This window comes from Nocardia sp. NBC_01329, assembly GCF_035956715.1.
Taxonomy (GTDB): domain Bacteria; phylum Actinomycetota; class Actinomycetes; order Mycobacteriales; family Mycobacteriaceae; genus Nocardia.
The window spans coordinates 5603050-5623657 of sequence record NZ_CP108381.1 but is presented as its reverse complement, the minus strand read 5'-3'; the positions used below and the strand labels follow the sequence as shown (position 1 = coordinate 5623657).

At 66.7% G+C, this 20608-nt stretch carries 13 protein-coding genes and 1 tRNA gene; 6 read left to right on the top strand and 8 right to left on the bottom strand.

The window, feature by feature from the left end; genetic code table 11:
• Positions 1-26 precede the first annotated feature (26 nt).
• Entirely contained in the window at positions 27-1433 is a 1407-nt protein-coding gene (locus OG405_RS25525) for an FhaA domain-containing protein (protein WP_327148952.1), read from the bottom strand.
• A gap of 249 nt (positions 1434-1682) precedes the next feature.
• Between OG405_RS25525 and OG405_RS25520 the strand changes: the two genes are divergently transcribed.
• Together OG405_RS25520 and OG405_RS25515 are read left to right on the top strand one after the other, a co-directional pair.
• Positions 1683-1765, top strand: a tRNA-Leu gene (locus tag OG405_RS25520).
• 212 nt (positions 1766-1977) lie between these two features.
• Positions 1978-2745: an SDR family NAD(P)-dependent oxidoreductase gene (locus OG405_RS25515; RefSeq protein ID WP_327148951.1), complete on the top strand. Its 768-nt coding sequence runs from the start codon at positions 1978-1980 to the stop codon at positions 2743-2745.
• Between the two features lie 866 nt (positions 2746-3611).
• Here OG405_RS25515 and OG405_RS25510 read toward each other — a convergent pair.
• Positions 3612-4601, bottom strand: coding sequence for a stage II sporulation protein M (locus OG405_RS25510; protein WP_327148950.1), 990 nt, complete (start codon positions 4599-4601; stop codon positions 3612-3614).
• 179 nt (positions 4602-4780) lie between these two features.
• Between OG405_RS25510 and OG405_RS25505 the strand changes: the two genes are divergently transcribed.
• A complete protein-coding gene (locus OG405_RS25505; RefSeq protein WP_327148949.1) occupies positions 4781-5581 on the top strand; it encodes an RDD family protein in 801 nt (266 codons plus the stop codon).
• 17 nt (positions 5582-5598) lie between these two features.
• Here the strand turns inward: OG405_RS25505 and OG405_RS25500 are convergent, their stop codons facing one another.
• The 5 genes from OG405_RS25500 to OG405_RS25480 form a co-directional block, all read right to left on the bottom strand.
• A complete protein-coding gene (locus tag OG405_RS25500; RefSeq protein WP_327148948.1) occupies positions 5599-6894 on the bottom strand; it encodes a DUF58 domain-containing protein in 1296 nt (431 codons plus the stop codon).
• 3 nt (positions 6895-6897) lie between these two features.
• Positions 6898-7902 carry an AAA family ATPase gene (locus tag OG405_RS25495; RefSeq protein WP_327148947.1) on the bottom strand — a complete coding sequence of 335 codons (1005 nt, stop codon included), beginning with the start codon at positions 7900-7902 and terminating at the stop codon, positions 6898-6900.
• The gene (locus OG405_RS25490; RefSeq protein ID WP_327148946.1) at positions 7899-8930 is read right to left on the bottom strand and encodes a DUF4129 domain-containing protein; all 1032 of its coding nucleotides are present in this window, start codon (positions 8928-8930) and stop codon (positions 7899-7901) included. Before OG405_RS25490 ends, OG405_RS25495 begins: the two co-directional genes overlap by 4 nt.
• Positions 8927-9841 (bottom strand): hypothetical protein, encoded by a 915-nt coding sequence (locus OG405_RS25485; RefSeq protein ID WP_327148945.1) that lies wholly within the window; start codon positions 9839-9841, stop codon positions 8927-8929. The genes OG405_RS25490 and OG405_RS25485 overlap by 4 nt, the downstream gene beginning before the upstream one ends.
• A 135-nt stretch (positions 9842-9976) precedes the next feature.
• Positions 9977-11650: a DUF4407 domain-containing protein gene (locus OG405_RS25480; protein ID WP_327148944.1), complete on the bottom strand. Its 1674-nt coding sequence runs from the start codon at positions 11648-11650 to the stop codon at positions 9977-9979.
• Between the two features lie 914 nt (positions 11651-12564).
• On the opposite strand from OG405_RS25480, the gene gltB reads away from it, so the two are divergent.
• The 3 genes from gltB to OG405_RS25465 all read left to right on the top strand — a co-directional run bounded on the left by gltB (position 12565) and on the right by OG405_RS25465 (position 19985).
• Positions 12565-17217, top strand: a complete 4653-nt coding sequence (gene gltB, locus OG405_RS25475) for a glutamate synthase large subunit (protein WP_327148943.1) — start codon at positions 12565-12567, stop codon at positions 17215-17217.
• On the top strand, positions 17210-18679 hold the full coding sequence (locus tag OG405_RS25470) for a glutamate synthase subunit beta (RefSeq protein ID WP_327148942.1): 1470 nt from the start codon (positions 17210-17212) through the stop codon (positions 18677-18679). Before gltB ends, OG405_RS25470 begins: the two co-directional genes overlap by 8 nt.
• Before the next feature lie 403 nt (positions 18680-19082).
• Positions 19083-19985: a cutinase family protein gene (locus OG405_RS25465; RefSeq protein ID WP_327148941.1), complete on the top strand. Its 903-nt coding sequence runs from the start codon at positions 19083-19085 to the stop codon at positions 19983-19985.
• On the opposite strand, the gene OG405_RS25460 is transcribed toward OG405_RS25465, so the two are convergent.
• Entirely contained in the window at positions 19986-20597 is a 612-nt protein-coding gene (locus OG405_RS25460; protein ID WP_327148940.1) for a histidine phosphatase family protein, read from the bottom strand.
• Positions 20598-20608: the final 11 nt, after the last annotated feature.

Sequence of the window (20608 nt, the reverse complement as noted above, 5' to 3'; positions counted from 1 at the left end):
GTGATCCGCACGGCGAGCCTACGGCATCAGACAATACGGATGAGGATCTCGGAGTGCCCGGCACGGATCACGTCGCCGTCGGCGAGTTGCCAATCCTGTACGGGGGAGCCGTTCACCAGCGTGCCGTTCGTGGATCCGAGGTCGGACAGCATCGCGGTCTGGCCGTCCCAGCGCACCTCGATATGCCGTCGGGAGACGCCGGTATCGGGCAGCCGGAAATGCGCATCCTGGCCGCGGCCGATGATGTTGCTGCCTTCCCTCAGTTGGTAGGTCCGCCCGCTGCCGTCGTCGAGCGCGAGTGTCGCGGAGAAACCGGGCCCGGCCGCCGGCGCGTATCCGGCAGGTGCGCCGTAGCCCGCCGGCTGGCCGGCCTGCGGCGGATAGCCCTGGCCCTGCTGCTGACCGTAGGCCTGCTGGTCGTACCCCTGGTCGTAACCGGGCTGCTGTGCGTAGCCCTGGTCGTACCCCTGGTCGTAGCCGGGCTGCTGGGCGTACCCCTGCTGGTCGTACCCGGGTTGCTGTGCGTAGCCCTGCTGTTGGTCGTAGCCCTGCTGCTGGTCGTAGCCGGGCTGTTGTGCGTAGCCCTGCTGGTCGTACCCCTGCTGGTCGTAACCGGGTTGCTGTGCGTACCCCTGGTCGTAGCCGGGCTGTTGTGCGTAGCCCTGCTGGTCGTACCCCTGGTCGTAGCCGGGCTGTTGTGCGTAGCCCTGCTGGTCGTACCCGGGCTGCTGACCGTAGGCCTGCTGGTCGTAACCACCCTGCTGGGCGCCGTAGCCCTGCTGGTCGTAGGCCGCGCCGCCCTGCTGGTAGTCGTAGCCGCTCTGGTAGTCCTGGCTGCCGTTGTAGGGCGCGCCGGGACCGTAGTCCTCGGGGTACGCGCCGTTCTGCGGCCCGCGTCCCGCGGGTCCGGGAGCGTACCCGCGATTGCGTGGATCGGACTCCGCGTGCTCACGGCTCGGGTCGTAGCCAGAGTTCTGCGTCATGGGGCCAGCTCCTGGTTGCGGGTTAGCGGGTCGTTGTAGCGGTTCCGGGCGGCGAGCCGGTGCAGCTCCGCGGTTCGCGTCGGGGTCGACGCGACCGCTCGTCCTGAACATTCCGGTGTGCAGCGTAGGGGATGCCTCGAACGCCACGTGCACTTCGCCATAGGTCTGCCAGCCTTGATCACGGATGTAATCCTGCAGATGTTTGGCGAAAGCGCGGGTGGTGACGTCGTGATCGGCGTCCAGCTGCCGGTGGTCCGACGAGTTGATGGTGATCACGTAACTGTTGGGTGCGAGCAGATGCCCGCCGCCGACATCCCGGACGTTGTCGGTGGCCTCACGCTGCAGCGCTGCCTCGACTTCCTGGGGGACGACGTTCCCGCCGAAGACTCTGGCGAAGACGTCACCGACGGCGCCCTGTAGGCGACGCTCGAAACGCGAGACGATCCCCATGTGGGCCCTCCCTTCGGTGAGTCTCTCCTCATTCTTTGCGACGACACGCGAATACGGCGTGTCGCACTACGAGCACGTTCTCTGCATGATATCCACGTTCGGCTATACCTGTAACTACCGGAACCGTGCCGTAGTTCCCTTGGACCGGATATTTTGCTCCCGAGTCCAGGTCAGTAGCGCTTTCCGCAGGGCTGTGACCACGTGATTTCTTCGCCCGGACATCTCCGTGTTAGTGTCTTTCCGTCGCTCGGGCGAGTGGCGGAATGGCAGACGCGCTGGCTTCAGGTGCCAGTGTCCTTCGGGACGTGGGGGTTCAAGTCCCCCTTCGCCCACCGAGAAGAAGCCGTGGATCATTGTGATCCACGGCTTCTTCTGTTTCCCGGGTTCGCGATCGGCCGGCTGGCCGTGAAGGCAACGTTCGGTGTGTCGGTGGTCACGGTGGATTCGTCTCCGCAGGTTTCACACGTAGAACGTGTTACAGAAAGCTGCCGCAAAATCCATCGAACCCGTTGACTCTCTATTCGAACCTGTTCTAATTCATGCCATGCGGAGATATGAAGGCCGTCGAGTGCTGGTGACAGGTGCGGGTTCGGGAATCGGGCAGGGTGTGGCCCTGCGGCTGCTGGACGAGGGTGCCCAGCTCGTCGCCGCCGATATCAATGAATCCGGTCTGGCCGGCACGGTGGACAAAGCTGGTGACGCGGCCGACCGGATCAGCACTGTGGTGGTGAACATCGCCGATATCGAATCCGTGCGCGCGGCTGCCGATACCGCGTTGCGGACGCTGGGCGGGCTGGACGTACTCGTCAACTGCGCGGGGATCCTGAAACCGGCGCGAACACACGAGATGCCGTTGGACGAGTGGAACCGGGTCATCAACGTCAATCTGACGGGTACTTTCCTGATGACCCAGGCGCTGTTGCCCCCACTGCTGGAATCCGGCCGAGGCGTGGTGATCAACCTGTCGTCCACGTCGGCCTTCCAGGCGGCCCCGTATCTGGCCGCCTACGCCGCGTCGAAAGGCGGCGTGGCCTCCTTCACCCATGCGATCGGCCTGGAGTACGCGAAGCAGGGATTGCGGGCGGTCAATATCGTCCCGGCCGGTATCACGAGCGGGATCACCACCGAATCCATCACCGACCAACCCGAGGATGCGGACTGGACCCTGTTCGCCCGGCTGACCGGATGGCTCAACGGCGGCGCGCTGGGGAATCCGGAGGACATAGCCGGGGTGATCGCGATGGTGGGTTCCGACGACGGCCGCTACATCACGGGTACCGAGATCCGGGTCGATGGCGGCGCGCTCATGTGATCCCTGCTCGCTTTTCCGGGGTCGGAACGGTGGTTACGCCAGGCGTGATCGTCATTTCGGCCCCTTTTTCGTGTCATTCGGTGGCCCGGTCGGCGTTCCGGTCGGCTGTGGCCGGGGGATTGTGGCCGGGGGATTGTGGCCGGGCCGGCGTGGAGTTTTTCGCCTGCGCTGCCCGCTGTGAACAGTCGGTCTCCCTTTTGGTATGCCTGAATGAGACCAAGGTCACACAAAAACTTTCCGGTTGCGGCGACGCTGCTGAGGTTTGCCTAAGTCGGCGGCATCGGTGACCCAGTTCACGTCCTGGAACCGCCTTGGTTAACTACCGCGAGGTGTCTGTGGGGCTCCTGTTCGGGGGGTGTGGCGGGTTTGGCCGCGCTAAACAAACCCTGGGTATTTTTCATCCGTGCCGGCCGTTCGGCAACCGTGTTAACGACGCGCGAATGTGCTGGTTGCCGCCGGGTTGGCCGAGTTAACGGCGGTTCGAGCGAGCATCGGGACGGGCCCGAAATCGATTACGCGTAACCATGGTTACGGATATGTCCGTGACCAGTAAAAACCAAATGTACTTGCAAATGAAAGCACCATTGCAAGCCTGCTGGTGCCTGCTGAAAGTTAGCTGGGATAGGTCATCCTGGGGGGTGTCTGGAAGTTTGCCGCACCCCGACGCGTACCTGTGACCTCAGCCGCAACGGGTTGCGTAGGGGTAACGATTGTGTAGAGTAAACGGTAACGCTGGCCGCAGCTAGAGCGGCGACTCGCTGCGGCCAGCGGAATTCAATCGGGGGATTCACACAGGTCATTCGACTCACGTTGCTGCAACCTCACAAATTGAGGTCGAGCGTTGTGTGCTCGGGGTTGTCTATCTGTTATTGCACAAGATGCGAGCCCTCTGCCACTGCTTTTCTCGCACCCGCCGGGCGTGCCGCCCGGCGTCCGGCGGTGAAGATATAAGTGAGGAAGGCTGTTTCGGCGAGCAATCCGATCGCGATCCGGGCGGGGGTGGGCAGGGCGCTCGGGGTCACGAATCCTTCCAACAGCCCCGCTACCAGTAAAGTCGGCACCAGGCCGAGGGCAATCGCCGCGGTGGCGCGTCCTTGCCGGGCCACGGCCTCGGCACGGCTCAGCCGGCCCGGATCGATGAGGGTCCAGCCGAGTTTCAGCCCCGCGCCGCCTGCGATGAAAATGGCTGTCAGCTCCAGCATCCCGTGTGGCAGCAGGAAGCCGAAGAACGAGTCCAGTCGTCCGGCTTCGGCCATCAAACCTGCTGTGACGCCGATATTCAGGGCGTTCATGAAAAGTAGGTAGACCACAGGCACGATGAATACGCCCAGGAAGAGGGCCAGCGCCGCTACCCAGGCATTGTTGGTCCAGACCAATGCGGCGAACGCGTCGTTGGAATGCTCGGTGTAGTAGGTCTCGAAGGCGCCGCCGGGCGCGGTCAGAGCACCGGTGTTTCCTTGAACCCCAAGAGTTTCGCGGGCCGCCGGATTGTCGGTGATCCAGGCCGCGATCCCGGTCGAGACACCCAGGAACGCCACCGCGACGCTCAGCCACCAGCCGAGGGCGCGATACACCGCGCCGGGAAACCCATGCGTGAAGAAACGGACGATCTCGGTCCAGGTGTTCGGCGCGCTGCCCACGATCCTGCCGCGGGCGCGGGCGATCACCGCGCCGAGCCCGGCCACCAATTCGGGCTCGGGACTGTGCGTCTGCAACCGGGCCAGCTGCTGTGAGGTGCGCCGATACAACAACACCAGTTCGTCGGCCTCGGCGCCGGTGAGTGTGCGCTTACGCGACAACACGTCCAATCTGGCCCAGGCGTGCCGGTGCCTCGCGCTGTATGCGTCCACGTCCATGGGCTCGCCTCCCGCTCCCGCCTGTACCGCCGTCGCGTATCGCGGCGTCGGTGCTCGCCGAGCTCTGCCGAGTGCGACAACAGTCGTGGCTCGTGCTCGGCGAGCCGGTGGCGGCCCGGACCCCGCGCCACCGACTACAGGGTCGGAAAACCGGTCGCCGTGGAAGAATGCTATGCGATATGGCCGAATTCACGACGGGCGAAGCTGTAGCGATCGAGCTGCCGGTCGCCCGCATCCCGACCCGCGCGGCAGCGTTCGTGCTCGACCTCATGGTGCAAGCCGTGCTCGGGATCGCGATGTTCGCCGGTGCGCTGCTGCTGGTCAACGGAAACGACTCCAACCCGTGGTTCACCACCCTGATGTTGATTTCGCTGGTTACCGTGCTCGTCGGCTACCCGGTCGCGTTCGAGACACTGCTGCGCGGCGCCACACCGGGCAAACTGGCCCTCGGCTTGCGCGTGGTGCGCGCCGACGGTGGCCCGGTCGATTTCCGGCACGCGCTGACCCGAGGCCTCACCGGTGCGATCGTGGATTTCTGGATGCTCGGGCTCTTCGGCGTGATCGCTGTGGCGAGTTCGATGTGTTCACCACACGCGCGCCGGGTGGGCGATGTACTCGCGGGAACTGTGGTGGTGCATATCCAGCAGCGGCTCTCGGTACCCGCGCTGGCCGTACCGCCGGCCTGGCTGACCGGCTGGTCCGCCGAACTGGATCTCACCGCTTTCCCTGAGGATCTCGCCTTGGCTGTGCGGCAGTATCTGACGCGGATCGACGCGCTGACACCGGGCGCACAGTACGAACTCGGGAATGCGCTCGTCTCCGCGGTGTGCGACCGGTTGCGAATCGCCCCGCCGGCCGGCTATCCACCCGTGCAGATCCTGGGCAGTGTGATCGCCGAGCGTCAGCGGCGCGCACTTCCGCCGCCCGCACCTCCGGGGCCGTTCGCGTTCCCATCTGTCGGGTTCACCGCCCTGTCCTGAGGCGGTCCGCCCGGAGATCAGAGTGCGCCGGACTGTTTGAGTTCCAGGTATTCGTCCGCCAGGGCCGCGGGCAGATCCGCTCCCGCTGCCGCGACCACCGCGATTCCCATCCGGCGCAGCTTTTCCTGCAGCACCGCCTGCTCGGCGATCCTGGACTCGGCGGCAGCGGCCCGGTACAGCCCCCGCAGGTCGCCACGCTCGGTCGCCGAGGCGGCGATATCCGGATCGGTGACCGAGACGATCAGCACGCGGTGACGTTCGGCCAGAACGGGTAGCACCGGCACTAGGTTCTCGGTTACCGCAGCACCGTCCAGGCTGGTGAACCAGACGATCAAACTGCGTCGACGGACGCGCTGGATCGCCGCTCGGACCGATCCCTCGGCATCGGTGTCGACCAATGCGGGCGTGACCCCGGCCAGGGCATGCATGAGTTTGGGCTGGATACCGCGACCGACTCCGATACGGACTTCGGCGCGCACCGCACGATCGTAGGCGAGCAGGCCGACCATATCGCCGCCGGCAGCGGCCAGACTGCCGAGCAGCAGCGCCGCCTCGATCGCCGTTTCCAGCCGGGTCCCCTCGCCGACCCGGCCCGCGCTGATCCGGCCGGTGTCGAGAAGCATCAGTACCTGGCGGTTGCGTTCCGGGCGCCAGGTGCGGACGAGTACATCGTTGGCTCGCGCGGTGGCCCGCCAGTCGATGGTGCGGACGTCGTCACCCGGTACGTACTCGCGAAACGAATCGAATTCGGTTCCCGGACCGCGTCGATCGGCCAGATTGCGGCCCTCCAGATGTTGCAGTCGCTGCACCTTGGCGGCGAGCAGTCGTTCGCTCCGGAAAGGAGGGAGGGCTCGGACCCGGGCGGGGACGGTGCGGCGGAACTGGTGTCCGGCCAGACCCAGCGGTCCGAACAGGCGCAACGTCACGGGGCCGGCAGCGCGGTCGCCGCGATAGCCGGGAGTGAGGGTCGTGTACAGCCGGATCCGGCCGGACACGGGAACGGTGATGCGGTGTTCGCGCTCGGTGGCGTGGGCGCTGGCCGGCCAATCGTCCCAGACCAGACCCCGCAGCGTTCGCGGTCCGGTATTGGTCACCGCCAACTCGACCTCGGTGCCGGCACCGAGGCGCAGCACCGACAACTCCGGCCGGTGCAACGCGACTTGGTCGGCACGGGCGGCCAGCAGCCGGTCGGCGCCGGCGAGCACGAGGATCATCGCGGTGGCCGCCGATACTCCGATCCAGGACGGAACCAGCAGCATCACCACCGTCGCCGCCGCGGCCGCGACAGCGACCAGTCGGCCGGTGACGACCACGGTCTACACCGGGACCGGGATCGAGACCAGCAGCGAAGCCATGACCTGTTCCCCGGTCACCCCGTCCAGTTCTGCTTCTGGACGTAGTCGCAGCCGGTGCCGCAAGGCCGCCACGGCAACCGTTTTCACATCGTCGGGTGTGACGAAACCCCGCCCGTTCAACCAGGCCAGCGCGCGAGACGCGGACATGAGTGCGGTCGCGCCGCGAGTGGACGCGCCGTGTTGGACGGCCGGGACGGTCCGGGTGGCGCGGCACAGATCGACAATGTAGGCCAGCACCTCGGGGCGGATGGTGATTCCGGCTACGGCCGCCCGGGCCGCCGCGATATGCGCCGGGCCGGCGACCGGCCGTAGCCCCGCCGCGGCGAGGTCGCGGGGATCGAAACCTTCGGCATGCCGCTGCAATACGCGGAATTCGTCATCTCGGTCGGGGAGATGGATATCGACCTTGAACAGGAACCGATCCAATTGCGCCTCGGGCAGCGGGTAGGTGCCCTCCTGCTCGATCGGGTTCTGGGTGGCGACCACGACGAACGGGTCGGGCAGGGGCCGGGGGCGACCGTCGACCGAAACCTGCCGCTCTTCCATGGATTCCAACAGCGCCGATTGGGTTTTCGGTGGGGTGCGGTTGATCTCGTCGGCCAGGAGCAGGTTCGTGAACACCGGGCCACTGCGGAAGGTGAACTCGGCCGAATGCGGATCGTAGATCTGCGACCCGGTGACATCGGCCGGCATCAGGTCCGGGGTGAACTGCACCCGGCTGTGCTGTAGATCCAGCGAGGTGGCCAGGGCGCGGACGAGCAGTGTCTTCGCGACGCCCGGAACCCCCTCCAGCAGGACATGTCCGCGGCACAGCAACGCCAGTACGAGATACATGACGGCGTTGTCGTTACCCACCACCGCCTTGCCGATCTCGGCGCGCAGGGCCGCGAACGCGGCGGCCGCCTCGGCCGCGGTGCGAGCCTCGGAATCTCCCGTGTCTGCCTTACCGGTGTCAATGCTGGTCATCCGACCTCCGCTTCGATCCATTCGAGTTGCGCGGCAACGAGTTCCAAGGTTCTCCCGTCGGGCACCGGCCCGTAGAGCGCCGTGCCGACGACGCCCGGGTCGGCACCGATACGGGCGGCGACCGAGGCCGCCAGTTCCTCCGGGGCGGCTCCGGTGCCGAGTGTGCGACGCAGTCTGCGCACGGTCGCGGCACGCAACACACCCGCGATATGCGGGTAATCGCCGGACCGGCGGTAGAGGCCCGCCTGCCCGGACAACAGTTCATCGGCCGCGACCTCCACCGGCCGGGGTTCACCCACCACCGTGCCCCGCCGCCGCGCCCGCCACCACACCAGCAGGGCTCCGGCGATCAGGAACTGCAGACCGCCGAAGGCGAGCCGGTCCGGGGCGCGGTCGAAAACGGAATCGCCACCGGTGGGCCGGGGGAGGTCGGGGTCGTAATCGGGCGGTGGGTTCATCGGGGGCGGATCGATAGGCGGCGCGTCCGGCGGGCGTGGTGCGCTGGGGCCGGTGCAGCCCTGTAGTACCGCATACAGCACCAGCAGGGTCAGGGCCAGCGCGGCGACTCCACCCCAGAACCGGGGGTCGCGCAGGAGCCCGGGCCATTGCCCGGCCCCTCGCCGCGGCCGGGACCCGCGCGAATCGGATTCGATATCCACCGGCTCGGGTGCCGGGGGCGGTGCAGCGGTCGAGTACCGGTCGGCTTGCGTCAGCCGACGGTATTCGTCCTCGCTCGCGCGGCGGCCGCCGTAGACGACTTCGTCGAAAGCGTGAGCGGCGGCGGGGAGTTCGCCGGAATGTTCGATGGGCAGGCTCGACGCTGCCTCGTGCGAGGTCTCCCGGGCGGTCCGCGATCGGCGTACCTCGAGCAGCCCGCGCTGTTCCATGCCCCGCATCACCGCGCGGAAGCGTTCGCGTAGCGCGGTGTCGAAATCGCCCCGCGTGGCAGCGTATTCGGCGGCACTCCCGTGTACAGCTGCCGCATCGAGACCGGGTGGTTCCGGGACGGTCCGGTCGGGATCGGTCATCGGCGGACTCCGGCGGGTGCGGGGATCCGGATATCGATGCCCTCACGGCGGCAGCGCAGATCCAGGTAGCCGACGACTCGGGCGCTGGACTCCACGATTTCGGCGAAAGCGGCCAGCAGAAGCCCGGCGGTGGTGACCAGTACGAGGAATGCCCACCGGTGGGTGCCGGAGATATCACCGACGAACAGTAGAAGGCCCAGCAGCGGTGCCACGAGCAGCGTGAACAGCAGTCGCTGGCAGATCCAGAGCCCGGCTCGCCGGATACGCAGATTCCCGACCAGCAGCCCCGATCGGGCAAACGCCGCAGCGGCACCCGCGTCCTCGGCGAACACCACCGGGACGGCCGCGAGATGACGTGCCCGTAGCCAGGCGAGCCAGAGCAGGCAGCAGGGGTAGGTGATCAGGAACCACAGCAGACCACCGAGAAAAGTGAGCGGGAAGAACAGTCCGCTGATACTCGGCACCGCGATCCCGATCGCGGTGAACTGCAGCTGGGTCAGTAGCAGCGGACCCAGCCGCGCGCTGCTCCGGCGCAGGCTCTCCCGCAGTCCGATCGGCATCTGTCCGGCCCGGGCCAGGCCGACGGCGACCGTGACACCGCGCAGGGTGAGCCGGACGAACCAGGCGGCGGCGAGGGTCGCGAACAGCGCGGCGAGGGCGGTTCCCGCATCCGAACCACCGGTGAGGTGGGAGACCGACCCGATCGAACCGGCGACCACCAGTTCCCCGGCCACCAGCAGGACCGCGGCGCATCCAGCCAGGATGCGGATATCGGCCTGCAACAAGGCGAACGGCGCGTCGAGCAGTTCCCGGAAACTCAGCGGGCGGATCGGAACCGTCGCTGTCTGGGGTCGTTCTTCCGGATATCTTCCCGCCCCGACGGAACCGGCCGTATCAGCGGCAGGCTGCACGCGGCCGAGTCTAATGGGCGCAGGCGGGTGAAGCCCATCGAAGTCAGCGCCCGGCCGGAGCAGTGCGCCGGTGCGTCCGACCGGTGCGGTGGATCGCAGTGGTGCGATGAACAGCCGGGGTCGGTCGCGCGGCGATCAGCTGCCCGGGGGCAGGGCGCGGGGACCGGACTCCGTCCGTGCGCTGCCCGCGGGCAGCGCGGCCGTGGTCGCCGGTTCCAGATGGGTCGTGGCGGAGACGATGGCGTCGGAATCGAGGGTGATTTCGGCGGCCACTGGACCCTCGCGGCCACGAATGGAGGTTTCCCGGACCGTGCGGGGGCCGCCGATATCGCTGTCGACAGTGACCTTTCGTGCCCGGCGCAGCGTGAAGGTGATCTCTTCGGCTTCGGTGAGCACATGGCGTGCGGTGCGCAGCGGCTGGCTCGCGGTATCGATGGCGGTATCGATGGCCGAGCTGATGAAACCCGGGACGAACGGGCGGATCCAGCGCGCAGCGGTATCGGTGAAGGGGACGGTGCCGATGAGTGGAAGCTCCAGACCCGCCGGCTCCCGGACCGCGACCTCTTTGCCGAGGGGCACCGGCATATCGGATTTCCCGGCCCCCGGCGGCAGTGCGTTGTTTCCGGCCGGTGGCAGCAGCGCGGAATCTGGGTCGCGTTCGGTGACTCCGATCTCCAGGCTGCCGAGCGCGGCGATGACCCGGGTGCGCTGCCGCTCCCGGTCGATAGTGGTATCGGCTTCGGCCGCGAGCTTGGCGGCGGTCAGCTGCTGTTCGGCCCGGAGGGCCGCAGTATCGGCCCGGACCGCGGCCTCCTTCTCGGCGATCGCGGCGTCCGCGGCGCGTTCGGCGCGGTCTCGGACGGTTTCGGCGGCCCGGCGCCGCTCCTGTGCTGTTTCACCGCGCCACCGGCGCAGAACCAGCGGCAGCAGTGCCAACAGGGCGAAGACCGCCCAGGTGAGCAGCCGCAAGGCCAGTGCTTCCCAGTGCCCGGTGGTGTAGTCGTGCGCCGCCGACCACCGAGCGCCGAACCCGCGATCGCCGTCTGCGATCGCTGCCCGCGCGTTGTGCAGGGCCAGGCGGGCGTCGGTTACGCGCTGGTCGATCGGGGCGACGCGGTTCTGCGCGGCGCCGAGTGCGGTTCGCGCGTCGTCGAGCATGTCGTTCGCGGTCTGGGCCTCCGGTCCGCGGCCGGGCACTCCGGTGATCTTGGTCTGCGGGCACTGCGGAGACGGGTTGAACTCGCATCGGGCGATGATCAGAGCGGTGTCGATCTCCGTGGTAGCCGCCGCGATGGTCCCGTCCAGTGCGGTGCGGTCGGCAACGGCCCGGTCGAGTTCGTCCTGGGCGGTGCGTACGGCCGGTGTCGTAGCGGCTGCCGCCGCCGCACGATCGTCCAGTAACCGGTCCACGGTGCCGCCGAACAGTACGGTCATCGCCATCTCGGCCAGCACTACGCCGGCGAGGACGGCGATGCCGACCCGGGTGGCGACCGCCGGAAAATTGACGGTTCCGGCCGGCAGATCGGGACGGGCGGTCGGCGCGGCCCCGGCCAGGGCCCGGCCGAGCAGGCCGGCGAGGAGCCCCGCTGTCAGACCGATCGCCGCGACCGCGAGCGGGGGTTGATCGGCGGCACCCATGGTGGTGGCGGCGACCGAGCCGGCGACGAGTGCGAACAACGCCACACCCGTGCCGGTGATCGTGTAGCCGGTTCGCTCGTATCCCTCGGCGGTTTCGGCGGGCTGTCCGCCGCCGAGCCGGATGAACATGCCGGTGACGCTCATGGGGCTCATATCCTCTGCAGCTGTCATCGATTCGTTGTCTCAGCGTGACAGGACACACGCCTGCCGATCGACCCTTGGTGAGTGGGTGTGGGGATCTTCACAAGGGTGCCGATCAGCATTCCACGACCGCCGCGGGACCGTATTCCGACGGCGCGGGTACGGGTGTCGAATCTTGTGCTGCCGCAACGGGAACGGGGCGCGATCGCGCCGGAAAAGTGTGTCGTGAACCACTGGATACAAGGTTTGCTGATCATGTGCTGAGGTGTTGAACCCAAAAACAGTCCGGACGGTCGGATCATGTCCTGTGCTTGTCACGACGCTGTCACGAACATCTCATCGAGGCGCGCGACAGTTAGCCGCACGCTGATGGGTTTGCCGTCCTGCGCGGCCGGGAATTCATCTTCGATGCAGGTGAGCGTGGTTTCGCCGGATGTGGCGTGGCATCGGGAAGGGCTCGCAACCCTTGGATCGCCGCTGCTCGGAGGGGCGATCCGGGATCGATCCGCCCCCGAAAGCTGCTTTACACTAGAAAACGCGCATATGTGGAGGAACGAAATGAAGAAGCCCAGCTAGATCCGATTATTAGGGCAACCTTGGTTGGTTGGACCCCGGACCTGGCTTATCGTTTGCTCTTACGCCGCACATACCGATGTCCGGCCGAGGGCATGCTCGGGCGATCACCGATCAGGCCAGCCTAGCGGGCGAAATCCCGCCCCCAGGTTCCGGACGCGTAAGCGTTTCGTTACCGGCGGGTACCTGCGCACAGCGACAGGTGGAAAAACTTCAGACGTGACTGCACGCCGAACACCATCAGCGCGGCTGGTGTCGGCCACCGTACGAACGCAGTCCAAGCAGGGAGCGTTCGACAGTACCGGCGTTCGACAGGGCGTACTCACCACAGGCCGCACCACGTCGAGGTCGACTTTTTCGAAGGCAGAGGCATGACGCAACTACCTGGCCACAGGTCCCCCGGACCCATCGGGCTCTACGACCCGGCGAACGAACACGACGCCTGCGGTGTCGCGTTCGTCGGTGATATGCACGGTCGCCGCAGCCGTGACATCGTCGACAAGGCTATTACGGCCCTGTTGAATCTGGAGCACCGCGGTGCCGCGGGCGCCGAGCCGAATTCCGGCGACGGCGCGGGCATCCTCATCCAGGTACCCGACCGGTTCTTCCGGGCAGTCGTCGACTTCGACCTGCCCGCGGAGGGCTCCTACGCCACCGGTATCGCCTTCCTGCCCCAGGCCCGGCGCGAGGCCGCTCGCGCCTGCTACGGCGTCGAGAAGATCGTCAAGGAAGAGGGTCTGACGGTACTGGGCTGGCGTGAGGTCCCGATCGACGAATCGTCGCTCGGCGCGCTCTCGCGCGATGCCATGCCACTGTTCCGGCAGCTGTTCATCGCCTCTCCCGCCGATACGGCCGAACAGCTCTCCGGGATGGATCTCGAACGGCGCGCCTATGTCGTCCGCAAACGGGTCGAGCACGAACTCGGCCGCGCGGGTGCGGGCGAGGGGGCGGTCGGCCGGGAGTCGGTCTATTTCCCGAGCCTGTCCGGCCAGACCTTCGTCTACAAGGGCATGTTCACCACCCCGCAGCTGCGGGCCTTCTACCTGGATCTGCAGGACGACCGGGTGGAGAGCGCCCTGGGTATCGTGCACTCCCGGTTCTCCACCAACACCTTCCCGTCCTGGCCGCTGGCCCACCCGTTCCGCCGGGTCGCGCACAACGGTGAGATCAACACCGTCGCCGGTAACGAGAACTGGATGCGCGCGCGTGAGGCGCTGCTGCGTTCGGATATCTTCGGCAAGGATTCGGCCGGCAAGAACCGGCTGGAGAAGATCTTCCCCGTCTGTACCCCCGGGGCCAGCGATACCGCTCGCTTCGACGAGGTCCTGGAACTGCTGCATCTGGGCGGCCGCACCCTGCCGCACGCGGTGCTGATGATGATCCCCGAAGCCTGGGAACGCAACGAGAACATGGACGCCGAACGTCGGGCGTTCTACGAATACCACTCGATGCTGATGGAGCCGTGGGACGGCCCCGCGTCGGTGTGCTTCACCGACGGCACCGTCATCGGCGCCGTGCTGGACCGCAACGGTCTGCGCCCGAGCCGGATCTGGATCACCGACGACGGTCTGGTGGTCATGGCCTCCGAGGTCGGTGTTCTCGATATCGACCAGTCCAAGGTCGTCCGCAAGGTGCGCCTGCAGCCCGGCCGGATGTTCCTGGTGGACACTGCCCAGGGCCGGATCGTCGGCGACGACGAGATCAAGTCCCAGCTGGCCGCCGAGCATCCCTACCGGGAATGGCTCGACGAGGGCATCAAGCACCTCTCCGACCTTCCGGACCGGCCGCATATCCATATGTCGCACGACCGGGTGCTCATCCGGCAGCAGATCTTCGGGTACAGCCTCGAGGAACTGAACCTGCTGATCTCGCCGATGGCCAAGACCGGCGCGGAAGCGCTGGGTTCGATGGGCACCGATACCCCGATCGCGGTGCTGTCATCGCGGCCGCGGTTGCTCTTCGACTACTTCTCCCAGCAGTTCGCGCAGGTCACCAACCCGCCGCTGGACGCCATCCGGGAAGAGGTCGTCACCAGCCTGCGTCGCCATATCGGCCCGGAATCCGATCTGATGCACCCCAGCCCGGACTCCTGTCGTCAGATCGTGATCCAGCAGCCGATCATCGACAACGATGAGCTGGCGAAGCTGGTCCATATCAACGACGACGGCAGCCAGCCCGGTCTGCGCTCGGTGGTCGTGCGCGGCCTGTACGAGGTCGCCGCCGGCGGCGAAGGCCTGCGCCGCGCCCTGAACGCGATCAACACCCAGGTCTCGGCGGCCATCGACGGTGGCGCCCGGATCATCGTGCTGTCCGATCGCGAATCCAACGAGAAGCTCGCGCCGATCCCGTCGCTGCTGCTCACCGCATCGGTGCACCACCACCTGGTCCGGGAACGCACCCGCACCATGGTCGGCCTGGTGGTCGAGGCCGGTGACGCCCGCGAGGTGCACCATATGGCCACGCTGGTCGGTTTCGGTGCCGCGGCCATCAACCCGTACATGGCCTTCGAATCGATCGAGGACATGCTCGACCGGGGTGCCCTGGAGGTGCCCGGCAGCACCGGCGATACGGCCGCCGACTACCGCAAGGCTGTTTCGAACTACAACAAGGCCGCCAGCAAGGGCGTGCTGAAGGTGATGTCCAAGATGGGCATCTCCACCGTCGCCTCCTACAACGGCGCGCAGCTGTTCCAGGTGATCGGCCTGTCGCAGAAGTTGGTGGACGAGTACTTCACCGGCCTGCGCTCGCATCTGGACGGCATCGGACTCGACGAGATCGCCGCCGATGTGGCGACCCGGCACGCCGTCGCGTTCCTGGAGAACCGCAACGAGCGCGCGCACCGTGAGCTCGAGGTGGGCGGTGAGTACCAGTGGCGCCGCGAGGGCGAATACCACCTGTTCAACCCGGACACCGTCTTCAAACTGCAGCACGCCACCCGCAGCGGGCAGTACTCGATCTTCAAGGAGTACACCAAGCTGATCGACGACCAGTCCGAGCGGCTGGCCTCGCTGCGCGGTCTGTTCAAGTTCAAGAAGGGCGCGCGCTCACCGATTCCGATCGAGGATGTCGAGCCCGCCAGCGAGATCGTGAAGCGTTTCTCCACCGGCGCCATGAGCTACGGCTCCATCTCGGCCGAGGCACACGAAACCCTGGCCATCGCGATGAACCGGCTGGGTGGGCGTTCCAACTCCGGTGAGGGCGGCGAATCGCCGGCCCGGTTCGAACCGGAGGAAAACGGTGACTGGCGGCGCAGCGCGATCAAACAGGTGGCCTCGGGGCGCTTCGGCGTGACCGCGCACTACCTGACCAACTGCACCGATATCCAGATCAAGATGGCCCAGGGCGCCAAGCCCGGCGAGGGCGGTCAGCTGCCCGCGCACAAGGTGTACCCGTGGGTCGCCGAGGTCCGCCACTCCACGCCGGGTGTCGGTCTGATCTCGCCGCCGCCGCACCACGACATCTACTCCATCGAGGATCTGGCGCAGCTCATCCACGACCTGAAGAACGCGAATCCGCAGGCGCGGATCCACGTGAAGCTGGTCGCCGAGCCCGGTGTCGGCACGGTCGCGGCAGGTGTGTCCAAGGCGCACGCCGATGTGGTGCTCATCTCCGGCCACGACGGCGGTACCGGTGCCTCGCCGCTCACCTCGCTCAAGCACGCCGGTGGCCCCTGGGAGCTCGGCCTGGCCGAAACCCAGCAGACCCTGCTGCTCAACGGTCTGCGCGACCGGATCGTGGTGCAGGTCGACGGTCAGATGAAGACCGGCCGCGATGTGATGATCGCGGCGCTGCTGGGCGCCGAGGAATACGGTTTCGCGACAGCGCCGCTGGTTGTCTCGGGCTGCATCATGATGCGGGTCTGCCACCTCGACACCTGCCCGGTCGGTGTAGCCACCCAGAATCCGGTGCTCCGTGAACGGTTCACCGGCAAGGCCGAGTTCGTCGTGAACTTCTTCATGTACATCGCCGAGGAAGTCCGGGAACTGCTGGCGGAACTGGGTTTCCGCACGCTCGACGAGGCTGTCGGCCGGGTCGATCTGCTCGACACCGGCAAGGCCAAGCGCCACTGGAAGGCGAGCAAACTGGATCTGTCGCCCATCCTCGACGATGTCGAGACGGCGTTCATGTTCCAGGACCGCCGCCAGACCAAGGAGCAGGACCACGGCCTGGACAAGGCGCTGGACAACGAGCTGATCGCGCAGAGCCGCGACGCGCTCGAATTCGGCAAACCGGTCCGGATCGACACCAAGATCACGAACGTGAACCGGACGGTCGGCACCATGCTGGGCCACGAGGTGACCAAGCTCTACGGTGGCGCGGGGCTGCCCGACGACACGATCGACATCACCCTCACCGGATCGGCCGGAAACAGCTTCGGCGCCTTCGTCCCGGCCGGTATCACCCTGCGGGTGCAGGGCGACGCGAACGACTATGTCGGCAAGGGTCTTTCGGGTGGCCACCTGGTGGTACGCCCGGCGCCCAACGCTCCGGCCGATTTCCGGGCCGAAGAGAACATCATCGCCGGGAACGTCATCCTGTTCGGCGCGACCAGCGGCCAGGCGTTCATCGGCGGTGTGGTCGGCGAACGGTTCGCTGTGCGCAACTCCGGTGCCACCGCGGTGGTCGAGGGCGTCGGTGACCACGCCTGTGAGTACATGACGGGCGGGCGGGTCGTCATCCTGGGCGATACCGGACGCAACTTCGGCGCCGGTATGTCCGGTGGTCTGGCGTTCGTCTACGACCCCGACGCAACCTTCTCCGGTCGGGTCAACCCGGAACAGGCCGAGGCCGTCGAAGCGCTGTCCGGTGACGATTTCACCTGGCTGCGCGACATCATCGGCCAGCACCGCGAGCAGACCGGCTCGGCCGTGGCCGAACGGATCCTGGGCGACTGGTCGCAGCAGGTCAACCATTTTGTAAAGGTCATGCCGCGCGAGTACAAGAAGGTGTTGCTCGCCATCTCCGAGGCCGAGAAGAGCGGTAAAGACGTCGACGAGGCAATTATGGAGGCCGCTCGTGGGTGACACCCAAGGATTTATGAAGCACACGTCCCGGGAGCTACCCGAACGCCGTCCGGTGCCGTTACGGCTGATGGACTGGAAAGAGGTCTACCAGGAGGGTTTCCCGCACCAGACCCTGCAGCGGCAGGCCAGCCGCTGTATGGACTGCGGTATTCCGTTCTGCCACAACGGCTGCCCGCTGGGGAACCTGATCCCCGAATGGAACGACCTGGTCTACCAGGACCGCTGGCGCGAGGGTATCGACCGTCTGCACGCGACCAACAACTTCCCGGAGTTCACCGGGCGGCTGTGCCCGGCGCCGTGCGAGGCCTCCTGCGTGCTCGGGATCAACCAGGATCCGGTCACCATCAAGCAGGTCGAGGTCGAGATCATCGAGAACGCCTTCGACGAAGGCTGGGTCGCCCCGGTCTATCCGACCCGGCTCACCGGTAAGAGGGTCGCGGTCGTCGGATCCGGTCCCGCCGGACTGGCTGCCGCGCAGCAGCTCACCCGGGCCGGTCACACCGTCACCGTGTTCGAGCGGGCCGACCGTATCGGCGGCCTGATGCGGTACGGGATCCCGGAATTCAAGATGGAGAAGCGTTTCATCGATCGCCGGTTGGCGCAGATGGAGGCCGAGGGCACCATCTTCAAGGCCGGCGTGAATGTCGGTGTCGATATCACCGCCGATGAGCTGCGCGAGCGGTTCGACGCGGTGGTCCTCGCCGGTGGTGCCACTCAGGCCCGCGATCTGCCCATCCCGGGCCGCGAGCTCGACGGGATCCACCAGGCCATGGAGTTCCTGCCCTGGGCGAACCGGGTGCAGCAAGGTGACCCGGTAACCGACGACACCGGTCTGCCGCCGATCCATGCGCACGGCAAGAAGGTCATCATCATCGGCGGTGGTGACACCGGCGCCGACTGCCTGGGCACTTCGCACCGGCAGGGCGCGGCCAGTGTCCACCAGTTCGAGATCATGCCGCGTCCGCCGGAAGAGCGCGCCGGATCGACCCCGTGGCCGACCTATCCGCTGATGTACCGGGTGTCATCGGCACACGAAGAGGGTGGCGAGCGGGTGTTCTCGGTGAACACCGAACGCTTCGTCGGTTCGGACGGCAAGGTCACCGGCCTCGACGCACACGAGGTCAAGATGGTCAGCGGCCGGTTCGAGAAGGTCGAGGGCACCGATTTCACCCTGGAGGCGGATCTGGTGCTGCTCGCCATGGGCTTTGTCGGTCCGGACAAGCCGGGTCTGCTCACCGACCTCGGCGTCGGCTACGACCAGCGCGGCAATGTGCAGCGGGACAAGAGCTGGGCAACCAATATCCCCGGTGTCTTCGTCGCCGGCGATATGGGTCGCGGTCAGTCCCTCATCGTCTGGGCCATCGCCGAAGGGCGGGCCGCCGCGTCGGCGGTGGACAAGTATCTGGAGGGTGAGACCGCGCTTCCCGCGCCGATCCCTCCGACCGCTGTAGCCCAGCGCTGAATTCGGGTCGGCGGTGATGAACCGCTGATTCGGAAAGGCTACGGCACAATCGCTACGGCACAATCGAATACGTTGCGGCGCGGTGTTCGGCGGAAAATTTCCGCTGAACACCGCGCCGTTTTCTGCGGGTGCGGGACGGATCGGCGGTCGAGTCCGCCGCCGCATTACCTCCGCCTGATATCTGCGGAGGTCGAAATGGGGGGTTGGGCTGGCCATACCAAGATCGTCGCTCTATTGTTATTTCCGGTGTGTCCCGGTACGAGATCGTGATCCGATCGTGTAATTGTGACGCGTGGTTGTTGTTCACCTGTTACACACGTCGGTGTCATCGACCGGGTTCAGCATCGTGGCGATGACTTAAACGGGAGCGTCCCGATCAGGGGCCAGGGTTGACTGGAGCAGAATGCAGTTGAAAAGGGTTGCCGCGGCGCTGGGTGCCTGTGCGGTGGTTGCGTCGGGATCGGCCTTCGGAGGATCACCGGCGGCCTCGGCCGACCCGGGATGCCCGAGTCTGTACGTGGTGGCGATTCCCGGGACCTGGGAAACCGGCCACGACAAGCGGCCCACGCCGGGCATGCTCGCCAGGGTGACCAACGGCCTACCGTCATCGGCCGAAGTCGACTACGTCACCTATGCGGCCACCGCATTCCCGTGGGAAGGCGATGTCTACGCCGACTCCAAGAACGAGGCCGTATCCAATGCCCGCGGCATGATCACCAATATGGCCGAGCGCTGCGGCGCCACCAAGGTCGCGATCGTGGGATACAGCCAGGGCGCCGACGCCGCCGGTGACCTCGCTGCCGAGATCGGCACCGGTCTGGGCCCGATCCGGCCGGAGCGTATCGCGGGCGTCGGCCTGATCTCCGATCCGCGCCGCGCCCCGGGCGATATCCAGGTCGGCCCGCCCGCACCGGGTGCCGGCGCCGGTGGTCCCCGGGTCGGCGGATTCGGCTGGATCAGCGACCGCACCCGCACTGTGTGCATCCCCGATGATCTCTACTGCGCCACCGCTTCCAACGATTTCATCACCCGGTTCGCTGGTTTCCTCGCACAGAGCTCCGACGCCAACCCCGCCAACATCTGGCGTTACCAGATGGAAGTCGGTGCCATCGTCAGCGATCTGATTGCCAACGGTGGGCTGCCGACGCTGCAGGCTCAGCTGACCGAGGGCGCGAACGAGAAGCGGGTCCAGGATCTCGACACCTTCTACCGGTCCGAGTCGCATGTCTCCTACGGCAGCTACAAAGTCGGTGGCGGTCAGACAGCGTTGTCCTGGATGCACAACTGGGTCTCCGGAATGGCCTGATCAGCCGGAGATATTACGCGGGAGCAACTCCCAGACGTGGCCGTTCTCGTTCACGGTCGCCGCGGTGCGGCGACCGGTACGGGAGAACAGGACCCGGGTGATCGAGCAGTAATCGATCGGGAAGGTCAGCGGCCGAGTCAGGCCGAGGATGTCCTGCAGGGTGACATTGATGACGCCGCCGTGCGCGAATACCACCACGGTATCGGCCGCGGGCGTGGTGGAGGCGATTTCGGTGATCGCGTCGAGAACTCGATGCCGGAAGGCGTCGGGATCGATCTGCAGCGGCAGATGGCCTGCCTTGATCCGGTCGTAGGCATCCCGGAATTCCACCTTGGCGTCCTCGATCGGGATATACGACGGTAGTTCCCGGTCGTATTCGGCCAGATCGTCCATGATGTCCACCTCCAGCCCCAGTTTCGCGGCAGTCGGCGCAGCGGTTTCCCGGGCCCGGCGTTGCGGGCTGCTGATGACCCGGACGATGCGATGGGGTTCCAGGGCGGCCGGTACCCGTTCGGCCTGCTCCACGCCGATCTGTGCCAGCCCGGGGTCGGCCGGCTGCTCGGCATTGTCGACCCGGAGCGGCTGGCCATGGCGAACGAGTATCAATTGCACGGGTCCACTCT

Coding starts and splice junctions, on each gene's coding strand:
- OG405_RS25525 (WP_327148952.1), bottom strand. CDS start 1,433: ATGGGGATCGTCTCGCGTTTCGAGCGTCGCCTACAGGGCGCCGTCGGT.
- OG405_RS25515 (WP_327148951.1), top strand. CDS start 1,978: ATGCGGAGATATGAAGGCCGTCGAGTGCTGGTGACAGGTGCGGGTTCG.
- OG405_RS25510 (WP_327148950.1), bottom strand. CDS start 4,601: ATGGACGTGGACGCATACAGCGCGAGGCACCGGCACGCCTGGGCCAGA.
- OG405_RS25505 (WP_327148949.1), top strand. CDS start 4,781: ATGGCCGAATTCACGACGGGCGAAGCTGTAGCGATCGAGCTGCCGGTC.
- OG405_RS25495 (WP_327148947.1), bottom strand. CDS start 7,902: ATGACCAGCATTGACACCGGTAAGGCAGACACGGGAGATTCCGAGGCT.
- OG405_RS25490 (WP_327148946.1), bottom strand. CDS start 8,930: ATGACCGATCCCGACCGGACCGTCCCGGAACCACCCGGTCTCGATGCG.
- OG405_RS25480 (WP_327148944.1), bottom strand. CDS start 11,650: ATGACAGCTGCAGAGGATATGAGCCCCATGAGCGTCACCGGCATGTTC.
- gltB (WP_327148943.1), top strand. CDS start 12,565: ATGACGCAACTACCTGGCCACAGGTCCCCCGGACCCATCGGGCTCTAC.
- OG405_RS25465 (WP_327148941.1), top strand. CDS start 19,083: ATGCAGTTGAAAAGGGTTGCCGCGGCGCTGGGTGCCTGTGCGGTGGTT.